Source organism: Pseudomonas putida, assembly GCF_028682395.1.
Classification (GTDB): Bacteria; Pseudomonadota; Gammaproteobacteria; order Pseudomonadales; family Pseudomonadaceae; genus Aquipseudomonas; species Aquipseudomonas putida_AB.
Genome location: NZ_JANHLC010000001.1, coordinates 1,005,144 through 1,023,237 on the forward strand (window position 1 = coordinate 1,005,144; position 18,094 = coordinate 1,023,237).

Sequence of the window (18,094 nt, forward strand, 5' to 3'; positions counted from 1 at the left end):
GACCTTTGCCGAAATTAGAGCGACGCCGCGGATAAAAATTCCCCAGGCCGGCCTCAGGCACGGACAAAAGGATTTTCGCGCATTTCATCGCCCAGACGGGTATCGGGACCATGCCCGGTGACCACGGTCGCGTCTTCGTCCAGGGTATACAGGCGTTGCTTGATTGAACGCACAATGGTGGCCTGATCGCCGCCCCATAGGTCCGTTCGCCCTACCCCGCGCCGAAACAGCGTGTCACCGGCAACCAACAGCTTAGCCTCGGAAAACCAAAAGCTCATGGAACCCGGTGTATGTCCCGGCGTGTGCAGCGCCACGCCGCAGCCACAGGCCAGCTCCTCATCGTCGGCCAGCCAGCGATCCGGGGCCGGAACCGGCGTATACGGCACACCGAACATGCTGCACTGCATCTCCAGGTTGTCCCAGAGAAACTGGTCTTCCTTGTGCAGGTGCAGGGTCGCGCCGGTCTTCTCCTTCAACTGGCCGGACGCCAGGAAGTGATCCAGATGAGCGTGGGTGTGGATGATGCTGACGACCTTGAGCCCCAGCGCCTCCAGTCGGGCCAGGATCAATTCGTGGTTGCCGCCCGGGTCGACGACAATGGCTTTGCCGGTCAATGGGTCGCCAATGATCGTGCAGTTACACTGCAACGGGCCGACGGGGAAGGTTTCGCGGATTAGCGCGGGCTTGGCGACGTCCATGGGTGTTCCTGAAAAAGTGAATGAGACATAAGCGCTAGCTTACGCAAAACCGTCGTGACGGTTAGCCCCCTCTCCATCTATTTAGTACCGATTGACGGTTCGCTCATCCTTCTATGCACGAGTGATCATTTGCAGTTTCATCGATAAGGCCCGAAAAAAATTTCGGCCCATTCCGGCAGTCACGAGAAATACACCAAGTGAAGTCGATTTTTACCCAACCCTCTAACCAGATATTGCATTTTTTATAGTGAAAACAACTGGATAGCTCTTCCTATACTGCTCTCGGCGTTCGTACCCCGAACGTTCCAATAAGCGGAAGACGCTTATTGCTCTGCCATGGAGATAGTCGTTTTACGGAAACAGTGGGCTGGCGTTTCCTTTCTATTTCCATGCACCTAATAAATCTAAGAATGAGAAATCGCGTAATGAATAAACAATCTATCCAGATTGCGCTTGCCTATATGTCTGTAGTGATCGGTGGCGGCTTTGCTTCCGGACAGGAGGTGTTGCAGTTTTTCACCGGCTATGGGCTGATCGGCATCGTCGGCACTCTGGTGAGCGGCCTGCTATTTGCCTTCCTCGGCATGCAGATCGCTCGATTGAGTTCACAAATGCAAGCGAACTCCCACAAGGAAGTACTCTACAGGCTGTTCGGCACTCGCATTGGCCTGGTGGTCGACGTGGTCTTGTCATTTTTCCTGTACGGCGTCGGTGTGGTGATGCTGGCCGGCAGCGGCTCAATCTTTGCTCAGCAATACGACCTGCCCCCGCTTTTCGGCGGCGTACTGATGACAGTGCTGGTGGTTGCCACCCTCTGCCTGAACGTCAAGCGCATCATCAATCTGATCAGCGTGGTCATGCCTTTCCTGCTGGCCATGGTGCTGATCATCACCACCTACTCGATCTTCAGCTACAACGCCTCCATCGAGACCCTCGATACGGTAGCCCGCGAGAACAACGAGACAGTGACCGGCAACTGGTTTGTCGGTGCCCTGCTGTACGCCTCCTTCAACATCGCGGTCGGCTTCCCGATGCTGGCGGTGATCGGTGGCATGACCAAACAGCCCAAGGCCGCGGCAATCGGCGGCATCCTCGGCGGACTCGGTCTCGGCGCCCTGATCCTGCTGCTGAACATCGGCCTGTTCGCCAATATCAACCAGTTGCAGGGCATTGAAATGCCGTCTCTGGCACTGTCGGGACGCATCTCGCCCGTCCTCGCCGTGGTGATGTCTGTGGCACTGGTTTGCATGGTGTACAGCACCGCGGTGGGAATGTTCTTCGCATTCAGCGCGCGCTTTGCCAAACCCGAGTCGGGCCGATTCAAAACCATCAGCGCTGTGACCGTCTGCATCGGCCTGGGCTTGAGCATGGGCGGATTCAGCAAGCTGGTGGGCACGGTCTATCCGCTGCTGGGCTACGTTGGCTTCGCACTTATCCTCGCCATCGGCTTCAACTATGTACGCGGCAACGCCAGCGCCAAGGCAAAAAAAGCGGCGCTGACCCCTCTCTCCTGACCCAACCGCCGCCGAGCTTCGGCTCGGCGGTCTTGCGGGCGCGTCTGTCAAAATAGCGGCTTGTTGATGGTGAGCCAACACTGGCGACTGCCTCGCAGCCAACCCGCCAATCCCCCCCCTGATCATCCGCGACCTGCCGCCACACGCCCTATTCGATCCGATAATGAAAGGTGTTCTTGACCCCCGACACCATGACCGCACGCCCCTCGATAATCCGCGGTTCATAACGAAAGCCCTTGGCCGCCTGAAGTGACGGGCGGGCAAACAGCGGGTGGCAATCACCGAGTACCTGGGGGTCCTGGACCCGGCCCTGGGTGTCGACGTTGTAGCTGACGGTGCATTGTCCCTGCAGGTTTTTATCCAGCGCCCGTTGAGGGTACTCCGGGGCCGCCTTGCTGATCGGTTGATATTGACGACTGGCCAGGGCAGCGCGCTCACGTTCGGCACTGGCCGCGCGCTCGGCCTGTTGCCGGGCGAGTTGGGCCGCTTCACGCTGGCGGTTTTCATCGGCCTGGCGCGCCAGCGACTCCTGCTCTAGTCGCTCCCGGTCCTGCTCCCGCTTACGTTGCTGCTGGCGCTCGACCTCATGCAGGCGTTGCTGTTCATCGCGCTGCTGGCGCTTGAGCGCCAGCGCGGCATCCGGAACCGGCGGTGGTATCGGCTTGGCGACTGCCGGCAAAGGCGCCGGGGCTGGCGGCGGCGCAATCACAGCCGCTGGCGCGCTGACCGGCGCGGCAACCGGCACCGGCAGGCTGATCAATTGGGTGGTCATCACCGGCACCGCCACAGGGATCGCCAGCGGTTCCTGTTGATAGGCCAACAGCAGTACCAGCACGCCGGCATGCACACCAACGGCCAGGCTCACCGCCAGGGCATGGCTGCGCCAGGCGGGCCATGTCAGCCGCAGTTCGGTCGGGGATAGCGTCAGGGCGACCATGGTTCAGGGCGCCTCGGTAATCAGGCCGAGGTTTCTGACCCCGCCACGCTGCAGCTCGGCAATCCCGGCAGCCACGCGGCCGTAGTCGGCATCCTTGTCGGCACGCACATAGACCTGGGTATCGCCACGTTGGGCGATTACCGCGGCGACCTTTTCACGCATCTGCTCCAGATTGACGGCGCTATCGGTCTGCTCCTCGATATTGAGGTCCGGCCCCAGGTTCCAGTAGAAGCCACCGTCGGCCTGCACCGACAGGGTCAGGATCTGCTGATCGCTGTCGACCTGCAACGCCGTCGCCGCGACCTGGGGCAACTCCAGCTTGACGCCCTGCACCAGCATCGGCGCGGTGACCATAAAGATCACCAGCAGGACCAACATCACATCGATGTAGGGCACCACATTCATTTCCGCCTTGGGACCATGTTTACGCTGTGGTTTGACCAGCATGTCGGTTGCTCCTTCAGGCCACGGCCGCGACAGCGGGACCGCTGTGCAGGCGTTTGTGCAGGCGGGCCTGCAGTTCATTGGCAAAGCTGTAGTAACGCGCACTCAGGGTTTGCCCCCGGGCGCTCAAACGGTTGTAGGCCATCACGGCCGGGATCGCCGCAAACAAGCCGATGGCGGTGGCGATCAACGCCTCGGCAATGCCCGGGGCCACCGTGTTGAGGGTGGCCTGGGCCGCCTGGGACAAGCCAAGAAAGGCATTCATGATGCCCCACACCGTGCCAAACAGGCCGATGTAAGGGCTGACCGAGCCGACGGTGGCGAGAAACGCCAGGCCCTTTTCCAGTCGCTCGTCCTGGTCGGCAATCGCGACATACAGGTTGCGCTCGACCCCGTCGAGCACCGCGTCCGGGCTGATGCGCGGCTGGCGCTGCAACTCGGCATAGGCCTGGTAGCCATCGGTGAAAATTCGCTGCAGGGCGGCGTCCGGTTCTCCAGCCTGCTCCTGACTCTCGCGGTACAACGCCGCCAGGTCGCCGCTGGCCCGAAAGCGCGTGAGGAAAGCGCCCTGCAGGCGCTCCTTGCGCCGCAGCGTCCAACTGCGCTGCACAATCAGGTACCAGCTTGCCAGCGATGCCAGCAGCAGGCAGAGCATCACGGCCTGGACCACGGGGCTGGCCTCGGTGATCAGGCCCCAGATGCTCATGGATTCTTGTGCGTGTGGCATATCGTGCTCCTTGACCCCGCAGCAGGCGGGGCGTGTCCATCAGTGGATGACATCGGTGTTGCGTTACGATGACAGCGGCCTACTCCAGGCCCAGGGCTTGCGCCACCCGGCTCCAGGGCAGGTATTTGTAGTTCTGGCGCCCTTCGGGCATACGCTTGCGGCCGTCCTGCACCACCAGCATCCCCTGGCTCCAGGGCCCGCCGAGGTTGGCCGAGGTGACATCCAGGCCATCGGTTTGGGAGGCCCCGTCGATCCCCAGCGCCGCATTCAGGCTGACGGCAAACGAGCCGCGCAGCGTGTACGGCGGCTGCGCCTCGACCACCACATAGCGGTCGTTGCCCTGGCTGGAGATCACCAGGTAGTCGCGCTGGGTGCCTTGATACAGCGCCAGGCCTTCGATATCCGCCTGCAACGGCCCGCCGACGCCGATCACCTTCTCAGGTGTGCTGGCACTGTCGCGCAGGTCCAGCGCCCAGACGGCCTGATCCTCTTCGCCGATAAACAGGCGCTGCCGGTGGTCGTCGACCACACAGCCTTCGGGTTGCGAGGCCAGTTGGAAACGCCGCACCAACTGCCCCTCTACCTGAGCGTCGCGGCTACCCAGGCGGTACTGCAGGACACTACCGTCCTTATCATTGGCGATGGCATGGATGGCGCCCTCGGGGTCCTTGAACAGGCATAGCCCGTAGATTTCCTTGAGCGGTGTCTTGACCTCGCCCAGGGCCGACACTTCACCGCTCGCCGGATCGATGGCGAACAGATGCAGGCTGTTGTGATCGCGATTGCTCGCCACGGCCAGGTCCACGGTGCGCGAGCCCAGGGTGAAACCACTGCGCACATCGACGTTGTTCAAACGCCCAACCCGCAAGTCCTGTAATTGTTTGCCGGCCAGGTCGTAGACCAGCAGGCCACCCTTCTTGTCCGTGCCCAATACACGGCTGCGAGCGGGCTCGCTGCGATTGACCCAGATAGCCGGATCATCGGCGGCATCGCCCAGGCTCGGCACCGGGTCGGTCTGGGCCTGGGCCGGCAGATAGGGCACCGGCGCACGCGGCGCAACGGCGGGCAGCAGCCCGTTCAGGCGGGCCCGTTGCTGCCCCATCTCGTCGAGCAGCAACAGGTCGAAGCCATCGCCAGCGACACGGGCGCTAAGCTGTTGCGGCTCGTCGAGACCGGCGAGCGGCAACGTGACGCTATGGCTCCAGCCCTCGGCCGCTTGCCGATAGACATGCAGCGCCGCAGCCTTCGGGTCCAGGGCCAGCAACCCGCCCGGCACCACGGCCATGCCGCCGACCTGCTGGCCCAGGTTGCCAAAGGGCGCGCGCAGATCGACCGGCTGGCGCTCCAGCGGGGCTTCGGCTCCCGCACCGTAGCGCCAGAGGCCCACCTCCTCTTCATTGACATACAGCCCGTCGCTGGCGTCATCGACCTGGCAGTACTCGCTTTGCGGCGGCAGGCTCAGGCCACGGACCCGTTGCGCAGCGGGCAGTGGCGTATCATCGGCGGCCACCAACCATTGCTCGCCCACGCCCTCGGCACCGAGCAGAAACACAAAGCTGTTGCGGGCCGCATCGCGGTACAGGCACAACCCTTCAATCGCAAAATCACGCTTAGGCAGGTACAGCGGCACACCCCAGCCCTGACTCTGGCTGACGCTCAACAGCAGCGCCTGCTGGCGCCGAACATCCAGGCTGGCAACCAGCACTGCCTTGTCGAGCACGCGGTGATCGAGCTGCTTGAAACGCCCCTCGAACTGGCTAACGACACGGCCATCGGCCTTGACCAATTGCAGGCCCTTGCCGGTGGCCAGCAAGCGCTCGGCGCCGGGCCAGGCGCTCTCGCTGGCCAACAGTTGGGCATTCTGCACCGCGCCCGCCGGGCGTTCGCCCAGGCTCAGGGTGGGGGCAGCCAATGCCTGGGGAGTCGCCAGCAACAGGCTGGCGCTCAGCAGAAACGGGTACGGGATTGCTTTGAACATTGCCAGATCTCGTCAGGCACCCGCCCACGGCAACAGCGCGCCGCGGGCCAGGTGAAAAATCAGAAGTGAGAGAGGGTCAGGCCGAGCTTGTAGGTCGGGCCGTATTCTTCGTACTGGGCGTTGAACGAGCGCCGGCCGGTGTACACGTAGTACGACTCGTCGGTGATGTTCTGCGCCTCGAAAGTCAGTTGCAGGTCGGGCGTGATGAAGTAGCCGGCCTTGAAGTCGACGAACAACTGGTCATCGGCATACAGGTCATGGGCCTTGTCATTGATCCCGGCAACCTCGACCAGATAGCTCGACTTGTAGTTGCCCGCTAGACGGAAATTCAGCTTGTCGTTTTCCCAGCCCAGGGACAGGTTGCCCACGGTGCCGGACTGGTTCGGCAGGTCGATGCGCCGACTGGCGCCCTGGCCTTCGATATCGGCACGGGACTGGCTCAGGGTCAGGTTGCTCCCGATCAGCAGGCCGTTCCACGGCGCCGGCAACCAGTCGAATTTCTGCGAGTAGGCGAGTTCCAGGCCATAGAGGCGGGCCTTCTTGCCGTTGGCAAACGTCAGCGCCTCCTTGTAGCCCACCCAGTCACCGCTGCCGGCCAGATCGGTGTTGTAGACGAAGTTCTCGATGTCCTTGTAGAACACATACGCCGAGACCACGCCTGCGCGGCCCATGTAGTGCTCGATCCCCAGGTCCAGGTTCATCGACTCCAGGGGCTTGAGATCCGGGTTGCCGAAACTCGCCTCGCCTTCGGCCTGATCGATCATAAAGCCGGGCGCCAACTGACCGAAGGTCGGTCGCACGACGCTGTGGGTCCAGGCTGCACGCACCTGGGTCTGGGCACTCAGCTTGTAGCGGGCATGCACGCCGGGGAGCCAGTGGTCATAGCGGTTCTTGTTGTCGGTCGGCACATAGACGCCGTCGCGCAGGCCGGTGCCCTTGGAGCTCAGTTCCGTGCCCTCGTAGCGCAAACCGCTGATAAAGCGCCAGTCGCCAACATCCAGGGTGTTCATCAAGTACGCGGCGTTGATGTCCTCGTTCATGCTGAAGTCATTGATGCGCGACTCCGTCTCATCGTAGAAGGCATTGGGGTCCATGCTGCCGATCAGGTCCTTGATGGCGCCGGCACTGATGCCGTTGCCAAACGGGCCAAGCCCGTAGTCGACCTTGCCGCTCTGGAAGTCTTCGAGGCTGAGGTTGTTGAAGCCGTCGTAGACCCAGACATCGGTGTCGCTGCGCTTTTCCCGGCGGCTGACCTTGCCGCCGAACTTGACCTGGGAAGCATGGCCGCTGAGGTCATAGTCGCGCGCCAGGTCGAGGCGGATATTGCGTTCCTGATCCCGGGAGTTGGCCTTTTCCCACTCGACTTTATCGAGCGTGAAGGACGCCGGATCGTAGAAATCCGCGCCGGCCGAGAGCGTTGGTTTGCGCGTACCGTCGAAGCCGACATCGGTGAAATCGCCGACAAACTTGGCTGCGGCAATCCCTCCCGGATCCTTCTCGGTGGACTGGCTGTAGCCGACCTGACTGCTCAGGGTCCAGTCGCCCATGATCCGCTCGCCGCCCAGCACATAGGACTGGATTTCCTGGGTGTCCTCCCGCGATTTCAGCGAGCGCCAGCCTTCGCCATCGCCGCGCTGGCCGGATACCTGCGGATCGTCGAACTCAATGCCCGCGGCGTTGCGGGTCTCGGTGTCCTTGAAGCGGCTGTACAGGGTGCGCAAGTAATAGCTGGAGAAATCATCCGGACGGTAATCGAAATTCAGGCCAAAGCCGGTGCGCTCACGGGTGATTTCATAATCGCGCAACTCGGCTTCGTTCAGGCGCGCAGCGTCGGCATCAAAGTCCCAGGCGCCGCCGGTTTCCACGTTGTCGGAGCCGAACTTGCGCTTCTGCCAACTGAACGCCGCCGCCACGCCAAAGTTGTCGATGCCATCGCCCAGGCTGAAGCGATTGCTCAACGCACCGGAGAATTTCGGACTGTCCCGACCGGTGTTCTGGTCGTGGCTACCCTCGCCGCTGAAGGTGTAGAACAGCCCCGGATGATCGAAGGCCGACAGGCTCTCGACCTCGATGGTGCCGCCCAGGGAGTTGGCGTCCATGTCCGGGGTCAGCGTCTTGACCACCGACAACGACTGCACCAATTCGGCCGGCAAGACATCGAGGGCCACGGCACGGCGCTCGCCTTCGGGCGAAGGCAGCAGGGTGCCGTTGATGGTGACGCTGTTCAGGTCAGGGCTGATGCCACGTACGCTGACAAATCGCCCCTCGCCCTGGTCACGCTCCACCGACACCCCGGGAATGCGCTGCAAGGCTTCGGCGGCGTTGTCGTCCGGCAACTGGCCGACGCCATCGGCATGCACCACGCTGCGCACGGTGTCGGCGTTCTTCTGCTCCTTGAGGGCCTGATCGATGGCCGCAGCCTGCCCCACTACATCGACATGCTCGACCCCCTCTTCCTGGGCCCAAAGCGCCGGGCTCGCGCTGATGGCCAGGGTCAACAGACTGATCTTGAAACGCCGCTTGGCGCTGGCGCAATTGGCAGTGCTCACGATGAAAGCTCCCTCTGAAGTCGAACCGCCAAACCGGGGCGGAAACTGCAGCGCAAGCTAGTGGTGACGTATGGCAGTTCTGTGACAGGTTTTTACCCAAGCCGCTGAAACCGCTGTTTTCGACGCTGTTGCCCACTGTTTTGAGCTTAAACGACCCCCCCTTTGCGGAACGCCTACCGCTACCCGCTGCACACAGGCCTTGCCAGCGGCGACATCCGGGGGCGCAGCGCACGCAAAACCGCAGCCCCCGTATACCTCGGGAACCACGACGGCTACGCCGCCGGGTACAGCCTGTAGCAGCCAGGGCCTTCGCGAAGCCTTTCCCTGTCGCTGACGTGCCGTCGGCAAAAAAGTCCCTTCAAAAATGCATTTGCGTTGGGCTGAATAGACCCCCCTCCCGGTAACCAAAGTGTCATGGACGTTTGTTTCCTTGGCCCCCAGCCAGCCACTTGCGGCGGCGTTCAAGGAATCTTTATGACTCGTTTCAGCCTGCTGGCACTCGCGCTGGCATCCTGCATCGGCCACGCGCTTGCCGAGCCCTCCCCGCTGCCCCATTCGCCCGGCGCGCCCTATGCCGCCAGCGGCCTGGCCGACCGTATCGTGCTGACCCCCGGCGCCAATCCTGCGCGGGAAATGGCCGTGACCTTTCGCACCGATCCACGCCAGAGCGCCAGCGAGCTGCAACTGGTCCTGGCCCTCGACGGCCCGCAGTTGGAGCCGCGGGCAATCACCCTGCAAGGCAATAGCCAGGCCCTGGACACGGAAAACGGCCCTGCCCTGTTTCACCAGGTGCGCCTGCACGATCTGCAACCGGACAGCGTCTATGCCTACCGCGTCAAAGGCGCCGAGGGGTGGAGCGAGTGGCTGCAGTTCCGCACCGCCGCCCAGGGCTTCAAGCCCTTTACCTTTGTTTACCTGGGCGACACCCAGAACGACATCCTGGCCCTGGCTTCGCGCACTATCCGCCAGGCCTTGCAGAGCACCGCCAACCCGGCGCTGGTGGTGCATGCCGGCGACCTGGTGTCCCAGCGCGACGACCTGGTCCATGACGACCAATGGGGCGAGTGGAACCAGGCCGGCGGTTTTCACTACGCCGGCGTGCCCCAACTGCCGGCCAGCGGCAACCACGAATACCTCGACGCTCTCAACCCGGACGGCAGCGAGTCCCGCACGCTGGGCCCACACTGGCAGCGCCAGTTCGCCCTGCCGCAAAACGGCGCACCAGGGGCCGAACGCACCACCTATGCGGTCGACTATCAGGACGTGCGCTTTATCGTGCTCGACGGCACCTCGGCACTCGACCTCGGCACTCAGGACAGCCAGACGCAATGGCTGGAGCAGCAACTCAAGGCCAGCAAGGCACGCTGGAAAGTCGTGGTCACCCACCAGCCCATGTACACCTGCGCCCGCCCGCAAGACACCGAACCCCTGAAGTCGAGTTGGGTCCCCTTGTTCGAAAAATACCGCGTGGACCTGGTCCTGCAAGGCCACGACCACTGCTACAGCCGCCTGAGCAATGCCGCCGGGCGCGACGCGGCCAAGCGGGCCCGGGCCAAGGTCCAGGGCCCGGTGTATATGGTCTCGGTGGCGGGTTCGAAGATGTACGCGGTCAACGATCGCGCAGGCAAGCAGCCCGATCGCGGCGCCGAAGCGACCCAGCTATACCAGACCGTCGACGTACAGGCCTCAAGCCTGGCCGTGCGCAGCTACACCGCCAGCGGCACCTTGTATGACGCCTTCGACCTGCGCCGCGATGCCCAGGGCCGCAAGCACCTGGTGGAACCGGTCAAGGTCCTGCCCAAGGAGCGCTACTGCACCGCGGACCTGGGCCCGGATCAGTTGCCCTGCACGGCCCGCGCCAAGTAAGCCCTGTCAACATTCTGTGATCTAGGCCAGGCATGCTGGGGTGTGCCTGGCTCGGAGCCCCGCGATGAAATCCCTACTCAAGCTTCACACCCTGACCTTGATCGGCCTGGCGATGGCCGCCAATTTCGGTCTGCAAATCTTTCTCGCCTTCGGTGTCCCCAAGCACTGGGACGAGATCAATTGGATGGACGTGTTCGGCGAAGGCGGCTCGGGGCTGATCTGGCTGCTGTGGCTGGTAATGCTGCTGCGCAGCCGCCCCAGCGGCCGAGTCACACGGATCCTGGCGATCGGCATGGCATGCGTGTGTTTTTCCTGGTGGATGGATGTGCTCGATGAGTTTATTCGCATGTCCGACAACGCGATCTGGGACAACTGGCTGGAAACCGCGCCGATGCCCGTGGGGCTGCTCCTGATCACGGTCGGTATCTACTACCTGCACCAGGAACAGCAAGCCATCAACCGCCAGATGAGCAAGCGCGAAGGGCTGTTTCGCGACCATCGACTGCTCGACAAACTGACCCCACTGGGCGGCGCCGAGTACCTGCGCCAACACGTCGAACTGGCGCTGGCCAAGGCTGCCGACGAGCAGCAACCGCTGTCATTGGTGGCCCTGGATATCGATGACTTCAGCAGCATCAACCTGCGCCACGGCGAAGCCGAGGGCGACCAGGTCCTACAAGTGCTCGCCCAACTGCTGCTGTTCAATCTGCGCCAGCAGGACTTGCTCTGCCGATTGGCCGGCGACCGTTTCGTGGTGGTCCTGCCCAATACCGGCGAAGCCCAGGCGGGCCTGATTGCCCGGGACCTGCAACAGGCTGTCGCCGCCCTCGCCCATCGCACCCAGCGCCACGGCGAGCGCCTGTACCTGAGCGCCACCGTCGCGGTGGCCATGGCCTACGACGAGGACGCCGAACAACTGCTCAAACGGGTCAACCTGGCTATCGCCAAAGCCAAGCCGCGCCCGGCACGGTGCGCCTGAGATGCGCGCCATGACCGGCTACGAACGGGACCAGCGCTTTATCGTTGGGCACTATCAGCCCGCCACCCTGATCGACCTCGCCCTCTCCCGCGGGCTGGACAGCCATCGGCTGCTGCGCGGGTGCGAGGTGTTCTACGAGGACATCCGCCGCGGCTCGGCCCGGCTGAGCCCCGAACAGTTTCTACGCCTGATCGACAATACCCAGCGCCTGCTCGACGCCGACGACAGCAGCTTTCTATTTGGCCAGAGCCTGTTACCGGGCCACTTTGGCGATGCCAGCCAGACCCTGCTGCATGCCCGCGACCTGTTCCAGGCCCTGGAGCAGCTATGCGAATTCCAGGCCTTGCTGAGCCCGCTCCTGGCCCCGCGCCTGCTGGTCGACGCCCAGCAGATTCACCTGTACTGGCTGGACAGCTGCGGCGCCGGCAGCGCCCTGCCATTTCTCAGTGAAACCTGCCTGACGGCCGTGGTTGCCATGGCCCGAAAAATGGGCGGTGAACGCCTGCCCTGGAAGATTCAGTGCGCCTATCCACAACCGCGCCATATCGAACAGTACTGGGTCCACCTGGGCGATGACATTCGCTTCGAGGCCCAGGTCACCCTGCTCTCGCTGCCGCGCGAATATGCCCACCGCCCCTGGCCGACCGCCGCGACCACCGCCGGCCACGTGGCCCGCGAAGCCTGCAGCGAACAGTTACGCCAGTTGGGCTGGCAGTCGAGCTTTCTCGACCGTCTCTACGACCATCTGCACGAGCATATCCGCCAGCCCCTCAACCTGGAACGCGTGGCGGCGGCGTTCGCCATGAGCCCGGCGTCGCTCAAGCGCAAGCTGCATCGCCACGGCACGCACTTCCAGCAGCAGCTCGACCTGGTCCGGCGGCATGTCGCCCTGTATCTGTATCAGGTCAAGGGCTACACCAACGACGAGGTCTGCAGTTACCTGGGCTTTAGCGACACCACCAACTTTCGCCGCTCGTTCAAACGCTGGACCGGGCTGACCCCCAGCGCACTGGCACAATGGTTCGGGCGCTAGGCCGGGCCGCTCCGCCAGGCTAGCGCCAGTCGCGACAACGCAGGCGCTCGTTGACGGACGTGGTCTGGATAATGGGGTGGTCCACATAGTCCGTCACCACACCATCAACGTAGAAGTAGAAACGCTTGCCTTGGGCAATTCTCAGGTAGACCACGTCCACCACCGAGCCCTGCGGCTTGAGTTGGCGAATAACCCCGGCGGGCACGACCAGGTGGCTTGTGGCCGAGGGCATTACGCCAAAGGCAAACTTGAAGTCCGCGCCGCCCGCGCCATTGCTCTGCAGGCTGACGGTCGAAGGCGCCAGCGACTTCGAGACGCTCAATAACTCAAGGTTCGATCCCTGGCGCAAGGCCGTGAAACTGAAGGTCGGCGTATCAACCCGATTCAGCTCGAACACCCGGCCCAGATTGGGCGCGGACAAGCGTTCGAGGCTCTGCTGAATATCCCGCGAATCCGCTGGGGTCAGCGCTATCGGCGGCACCTGCCTGATCGTCCTGACAATAGGAGTCGCACCGCCCGCCACGGGTCTTCGCAACCATCGATCAACATCGCCGCGCGAATCGTGCTTGCCGTCGAGCGCCGGCTCATTGAGCACCTCGAAGCAGGTCTCGGGGATCAGCCCCAATTGCGCCAGAACCCTGTCCGTCAGGGCCCGGTACTCATCGCCCAGCCCCTGGGAGTACGACATGCCGACATCGGAATGGGCACCGGGCAGAATCAGGGTGTTGATGCGGGGGTAAAAGGTCTCGACGAGGCTGTCAGCGCGGGTTGGCGTATCGATGTCCACGGGGAACAAGCCGCGCGGCTCATCCCTGGCCACCAGGTGCAGTGAATAGTTGAGGGTGCGTGGCAAAGCCAGCTGAATGCCGGTGCCATAGCCGGTGGAGACGCTGTCATAGAGCAGGGCATAAAAACGCAGCGTCGGCCCGTCCCCTGGCTGCGCCGCAGCGAATCGCCGACGCCATTGCTCGTCGACAATATTCATGAAGTGCCGGGCGCTCGCGGCGCCACGACTAAAACCGGTTACAAACACCCGCAGTTGCGCCTGCGGGTGTTCGCCCACAATGACTTCAGCCTGGCTGAAAAAACGCTCGCTGGCGGTTTGCGCCGTGGCGACCATGGTGTAACCCAACGCCGCATCCAGCGGATCGACCCGGGCTTTTTGCATCCCCACACCCGGGTAGTATTGCGTGCCCGCCACGCGCCCGGCGATATAGGAAACCACGGTCGGGCGTTCACCCGCCGGTACCCGGCGTTCATCATTAAGGGTGCCATCGAAGGCAAAGCTGAGCAGGACCGGCACCCGCTGGGGGTCGTCCTGAAACAGCATATTGGGGGCGAAGACCTTTTCGTGGGCCTCCTCGATACTCACCGAGTCGCCCGGCTCCACAGGGATCTGCCGCCCTCCCGACACCAGGGTCGTGCAAGCACTGCTGCCGAGCAGCGCGAGGGCCAGGCTAAGCCCAAGGATGGTTTTAACAGGCAGCTTCCAGGCGGTCACTTATCAGGATCCTTCGTGATTGCGGGTCAATGGCGCCGGCGATAATACCTGCCCCATCGGCAAAACCCAGTGCGCCGATCGAGAGTCAGCCGCGGTTCTATGGCCCATAGCCATTTATCCCACTGTCGTTTCGAGCGCAAAATCGCCACACTATTGCCCCCTCGCACCGCCTCCGCGCTCCGACGGTAAGGACACCGAATGAAAAAAACCGCGCACCGCCTGCGGGTCGTACTCGACTGCAGTTTCACCTATTTGCTGCAACGCGCCTTGCTCGGTCTGCTGGCACTGCTACTGCCCATCCTGGGTGCGGTAGGCCTGTATGCGACCTACAAGAGCCTCTTTGAATACGGCATGGGCCTGATGGAACTGTCCAAGGTCGAGATCCTTGCCATCGTCCTGTTTATGCTGCTCGAACGTCGCCACAGTTTTTACTGCGAGCTGTTCGGCTATGGCGCTTGGAAAAAAATCTGGCGATTGTTTGCGGTCCTGGGCGTTGCCACCGTGCTGGTTCTTGTCGGCGTATTGCTGGTGCGCAGCTATCCCGCGCTGATTCCGGCCTGGTTGCAACAGATGCTCTGGCTGGGCACCTTCCTGGTAACCCTCTATCTGGCCACTCCGGCGGCCCTGCTCGGCTCTGCGCCAACCACCCCCACCGAACCAACCGAGCCACCATCCCCTGCTACCCACACGGAAGCCCAGCCATGAAATCGTTGATGTTCGCGTTGCTGCTGGTCAGCCCCCTGGCCCTGGCTAAACCCGCGTCGGGTTCAGGCATGCAGTTGGTCGAGGCCTGCCAGGAACTGGTGACGATCTATGAAAAACACGACGAGCAGAAGACCCTGGCCGGCTGGCGCACCTCCGTCTCCGAAGCCCTCCAGGCCGGCTACTGCCGAGGCGTGGTGATTGAGTACCGACGCGCCCGCGCCGAGGCGCCTGGCAACGTTGCGGCGTGCAAAACCCAGGACTGGTTCGAACAGGCGCAAGCGATTTCAATTTTTGCCCAGGTTTTTTCACAGACCCATACGGTCGGTGAGTTGTTGGATCAATCCTGTGGCGCCTGACCTACTGACGCTCCAACAAGCCGTCGGCGATGCGCTGGGGGTCACCCTGACTCGGCATCCGGCGCTGCGCAATGCCGTCAATACCCTGAGCAACGCCTTTGACAGTGCCGGGCTGATCACCTGGGTCAATCCTCCCTATGGCAGCGCCAGCGACAAGAAGAGGCGCCTGGTCCGCCCAAACGATCGGACCTGCCTGATCAATGCCGTGCTGATCCAGGGCGTGTTCGCCGAGCCCAAAGTGGTGATCAAGCTGTTCCAGGATCCGGCCGAGCGCAGCCGCCATGCCGAGTGGGCCAGAACCCTGCTGATCGACCGCCAGAGCATCGCCGGCCAGGGTTTTATTCCCTCCACCTTGCTGCAATTTCTCGACCTGTTGGCGGCCGATATCGACCTTAAAGCGGTACGACTGCCCAATCCGTTTGCCACTACCCTGCCGCAGATGGGCCTGGGGCCGAGCAACAGCACCAGCCTGCTGCGCCTGCTGGCCAGCCAGACCGCCATATTGTCCCAGGGCGATAGTATGATGGCCCACTACCTGGACGGTGATCTGGAGAAAGCCCACGTCGCCGCGCTTGAAATGACCAGTGACAGCCCAATCCTGAAACAGTGGAAGGCACTGATCGTGGGTGAATACGAAGAGGCCAGAGCCGTCGCGCAACTGCTCGACGATTGGCGCCAATAACGCTTTTCTGTGAATTCCACATCCGCAGACTGGCTCCTTGTTCACACAGGAGCCCAGCATGCCAACCCAACCACTCTCAACACTCGCCCCCGCCGTAAGGCAACTTGATCTGCCCCTGCGTTGGCGCAGATCCCTCGCCCTGCCTTGGGTCGAACCCGAGGCCTTGCTCGAATATCAGCGTTTTCTCAGCCTCTGCCAGTGGCACGCCCACGACCTGCTGATGCCGACCGGCGCCGCCTGGCGCCTCTGGCAGGCCCATATCCTCGATACCCGCGCCTACCGTGCCGACTGCGAAACGCTGTTCGGGCGCTTTCTCGATCACTTCCCCTGGCTGGGTGTCGCCAGCGCCGCAGACCTGCGCGAGCGAGTCGCCGCCCAGCAGCGTTACCGGCAACTCTATGCCCGGCATTTCGCTGCCCTCCCCGACCCGCCCGACACATCCTGCTGAACGCGAGCGTCTGCCCAGCACACCCAACCCTCAAGGAACATCCCATGTTGAAAATGAAATTCGTCGGCGCCATCGAAGGCATAAGCGGCTCGTGTACCTGGCTGCACCACACCGATTCGGACACGCAGCTGCTGGTCGACTGCGGCCTGCACCAGGGTGACGAGCGCGAGCTCTGGCACAACACTCAGGCGTTCCCGTTCAAGCCCGCAAAGCTCAAGTACGTGCTACTGACCCACGCCCATATCGACCATTGCGGCTTGCTACCACGCCTGGTCCGCGAAGGTTTCCGCGGGCTGGTCTATGCCACGCGTGCCACCCGAGAACTGAGCGAAGTCATGCTGCTGGACGCGGCCAGAGTCTCGGGCGGTTTTACCGAACAGCAAGTCCTTGCCATCCGCTGGAGCGTGCTGGATGACGACCTCGGCTTCAAATGGGGCCGGGGCATTCGCCTGGCACAGGGGTTGCGTATGGCTTATCTGCGCAGCAGCCATATTCTTGGGGCTTGCCTGATCAGCCTGTCCTGGCGCGTGCCAGGTCCCGATGGCGAGCGTGACAAAGGCATCTGCTTCAGTGGCGATATCGGCTGCCAGTCCGAGGACAACCCTTACCTGCCGTTGATGAAAGAAGGCCAGCATCCCTACGCCGATCTCGACTACATCGTGGTCGAGTCCACGTATGGCGCCCGGGCTCGCGCGCCGGAACATCAATGCGCCGCGACCCGTCTGCAGCGGCTGGGCGAGGTGATCGCCCACACGCTGCTGCACAAGGGCGGCAAGGTCCTGTTGCCGGCTTTTTCCCTGCACCGCACCCAGGAACTGCTGATGGATGTGCTGCAGTGGATGCAGACTGGCGCGCCGGGCTCCCACCTGCCCAACCGCCCCGTCACGGCCCGTGTGCATGCGCCGCTAGGTTGGGCCGTGACCCGGGTCTACGCCCAGAACCTGTGCAGCCGCTCACCCAATGGTAAATTCAAGTACCTCAACCAGCGCCTGTGCACGGCGCTGGGCATGGAGGGCGAGGCCATCGAAGCCCTGCTGAAAAAGCTGGTCGAAGGCCAGGACCATGACGTCGGTACCCGGGGAAAAGTGACCCTGCTCAAGCCCGCAATGCCAGCCAACTACAAGAGCGACGTGGTCATCGCCAGCGCCGGCATGTGCGATCACGGCCCGGTGACCGGCTACCTGGAGCGCTGGGGCAACGACCCGCGCAATACCGTGATCCTTACGGGCTACCAGTCGCCTGGTTCAAGGGGTGCGGAACTGATGGCCCGGGCCACGCCGCAGTGTGCGGATGACGCCACGCGCACAGCCGGGCTGGCGGAGGTGGTGGATATGTCGGCGTTCTACTCGGCGCATGCCGACCAGGGCATGCTGCTCGATTTTCTCTTTCGCACGGATGGCTACGGCACGGGTCGACCGACCACGGTCCTGCTCAACCATGGCAACGTCCAGGGCAAGCAGGCCTTGCGTGAAGCCATCGAACAACGGGCGCACGCCCAGCGGCCGGGCGAGCGCAGGGTCGCGAACGTGCAGATTGGCGACGCCCGCTGGATCAATCTCGACAGCGGCCTGGTGATGGAAGAAAGCGCCACCGAACGCGACTTGCGTGAAGAGGTGGAGCGCCTGCGTGCACTGCTCAGCCAGACGTGATCAACCCGGCAAGCTGGCCGTAGCCAGC

At 63.0% G+C, this 18,094-nt stretch carries 16 protein-coding genes; 9 read left to right on the top strand and 7 right to left on the bottom strand.

From position 1 onward, the window contains the following. Nucleotides 1-53: 53 nt before the first annotated feature. A complete protein-coding gene (locus NPS46_RS04750; protein WP_274105252.1) occupies nt 54-698 on the bottom strand; it encodes an MBL fold metallo-hydrolase in 645 nt (214 codons plus the stop codon). Nucleotides 699-1,123: 425 nt separating this feature from the next. Here NPS46_RS04750 and NPS46_RS04755 point away from each other — a divergent pair, with 425 nt between their 5' ends. Further along, nucleotides 1,124-2,212 carry a YkvI family membrane protein gene (locus tag NPS46_RS04755; protein WP_274105253.1) on the top strand — a complete coding sequence of 363 codons (1,089 nt, stop codon included), beginning with the start codon at nt 1,124-1,126 and terminating at the stop codon, nt 2,210-2,212. A gap of 148 nt (nt 2,213-2,360) precedes the next feature. Here NPS46_RS04755 and NPS46_RS04760 read toward each other — a convergent pair whose 3' ends face one another. The 5 genes from NPS46_RS04760 to NPS46_RS04780 form a co-directional block, all read right to left on the bottom strand. Further along, nucleotides 2,361-3,149 (bottom strand): energy transducer TonB, encoded by a 789-nt coding sequence (locus NPS46_RS04760; RefSeq protein WP_274105254.1) that lies wholly within the window; start codon nt 3,147-3,149, stop codon nt 2,361-2,363. Nucleotides 3,150-3,152: 3 nt separating this feature from the next. Next, the gene (gene tolR, locus NPS46_RS04765) at nt 3,153-3,596 is read right to left on the bottom strand and encodes a protein TolR (protein ID WP_274105255.1); all 444 of its coding nucleotides are present in this window, start codon (nt 3,594-3,596) and stop codon (nt 3,153-3,155) included. Between the two features lie 13 nt (nt 3,597-3,609). Further along, nucleotides 3,610-4,320, bottom strand: coding sequence for a protein TolQ (gene tolQ / locus NPS46_RS04770; RefSeq protein WP_274105256.1), 711 nt, complete (start codon nt 4,318-4,320; stop codon nt 3,610-3,612). A gap of 79 nt (nt 4,321-4,399) precedes the next feature. Next, nucleotides 4,400-6,298, bottom strand: coding sequence for a phytase (locus NPS46_RS04775; RefSeq protein ID WP_274105257.1), 1,899 nt, complete (start codon nt 6,296-6,298; stop codon nt 4,400-4,402). Between the two features lie 59 nt (nt 6,299-6,357). Beyond that, a complete protein-coding gene (locus NPS46_RS04780; RefSeq protein WP_274105258.1) occupies nt 6,358-8,847 on the bottom strand; it encodes a TonB-dependent receptor in 2,490 nt (829 codons plus the stop codon). A 474-nt stretch (nt 8,848-9,321) separates the two neighbouring features. On the opposite strand from NPS46_RS04780, the gene NPS46_RS04785 reads away from it, so the two are divergent. The 3 genes from NPS46_RS04785 to NPS46_RS04795 all read left to right on the top strand — a co-directional run bounded on the left by NPS46_RS04785 (nt 9,322) and on the right by NPS46_RS04795 (nt 12,725). Continuing rightward, complete coding sequence (locus NPS46_RS04785) at nt 9,322-10,713, top strand: purple acid phosphatase family protein (protein ID WP_274105259.1); 1,392 nt, start codon at nt 9,322-9,324, stop codon at nt 10,711-10,713. A 64-nt stretch (nt 10,714-10,777) separates the two neighbouring features. Continuing rightward, complete coding sequence (locus NPS46_RS04790; RefSeq protein ID WP_274105260.1) at nt 10,778-11,692, top strand: GGDEF domain-containing protein; 915 nt, start codon at nt 10,778-10,780, stop codon at nt 11,690-11,692. Between the two features lie 10 nt (nt 11,693-11,702). Continuing rightward, entirely contained in the window at nt 11,703-12,725 is a 1,023-nt protein-coding gene (locus NPS46_RS04795; RefSeq protein WP_425312697.1) for an AraC family transcriptional regulator ligand-binding domain-containing protein, read from the top strand. Nucleotides 12,726-12,744: 19 nt separating this feature from the next. On the opposite strand, the gene NPS46_RS04800 is transcribed toward NPS46_RS04795, so the two are convergent. Next, nucleotides 12,745-14,226, bottom strand: a complete 1,482-nt coding sequence (locus NPS46_RS04800; protein WP_274105262.1) for a DUF2235 domain-containing protein — start codon at nt 14,224-14,226, stop codon at nt 12,745-12,747. 198 nt (nt 14,227-14,424) lie between these two features. Here NPS46_RS04800 and NPS46_RS04805 point away from each other — a divergent pair, with 198 nt between their 5' ends. Genes NPS46_RS04805 through NPS46_RS04825 form a run of 5 tightly spaced genes read left to right on the top strand, consistent with a single transcriptional unit; the run spans nt 14,425 to nt 18,066 of the window. After that, on the top strand, nt 14,425-14,931 hold the full coding sequence (locus tag NPS46_RS04805; protein ID WP_274105263.1) for a hypothetical protein: 507 nt from the start codon (nt 14,425-14,427) through the stop codon (nt 14,929-14,931). Next, nucleotides 14,928-15,287, top strand: a complete 360-nt coding sequence (locus NPS46_RS04810) for a hypothetical protein (protein WP_274105264.1) — start codon at nt 14,928-14,930, stop codon at nt 15,285-15,287. Before NPS46_RS04805 ends, NPS46_RS04810 begins: the two co-directional genes overlap by 4 nt. After that, nucleotides 15,277-15,969: a hypothetical protein gene (locus tag NPS46_RS04815; protein WP_274105265.1), complete on the top strand. Its 693-nt coding sequence runs from the start codon at nt 15,277-15,279 to the stop codon at nt 15,967-15,969. The genes NPS46_RS04810 and NPS46_RS04815 overlap by 11 nt, the downstream gene beginning before the upstream one ends. A 58-nt stretch (nt 15,970-16,027) precedes the next feature. Next, a complete protein-coding gene (locus NPS46_RS04820) occupies nt 16,028-16,417 on the top strand; it encodes a hypothetical protein (RefSeq protein ID WP_274105266.1) in 390 nt (129 codons plus the stop codon). Nucleotides 16,418-16,461: 44 nt separating this feature from the next. Beyond that, the gene (locus NPS46_RS04825; protein ID WP_274105267.1) at nt 16,462-18,066 is read left to right on the top strand and encodes an MBL fold metallo-hydrolase; all 1,605 of its coding nucleotides are present in this window, start codon (nt 16,462-16,464) and stop codon (nt 18,064-18,066) included. The last annotated feature ends 28 nt before the right edge of the window (nt 18,067-18,094 follow it).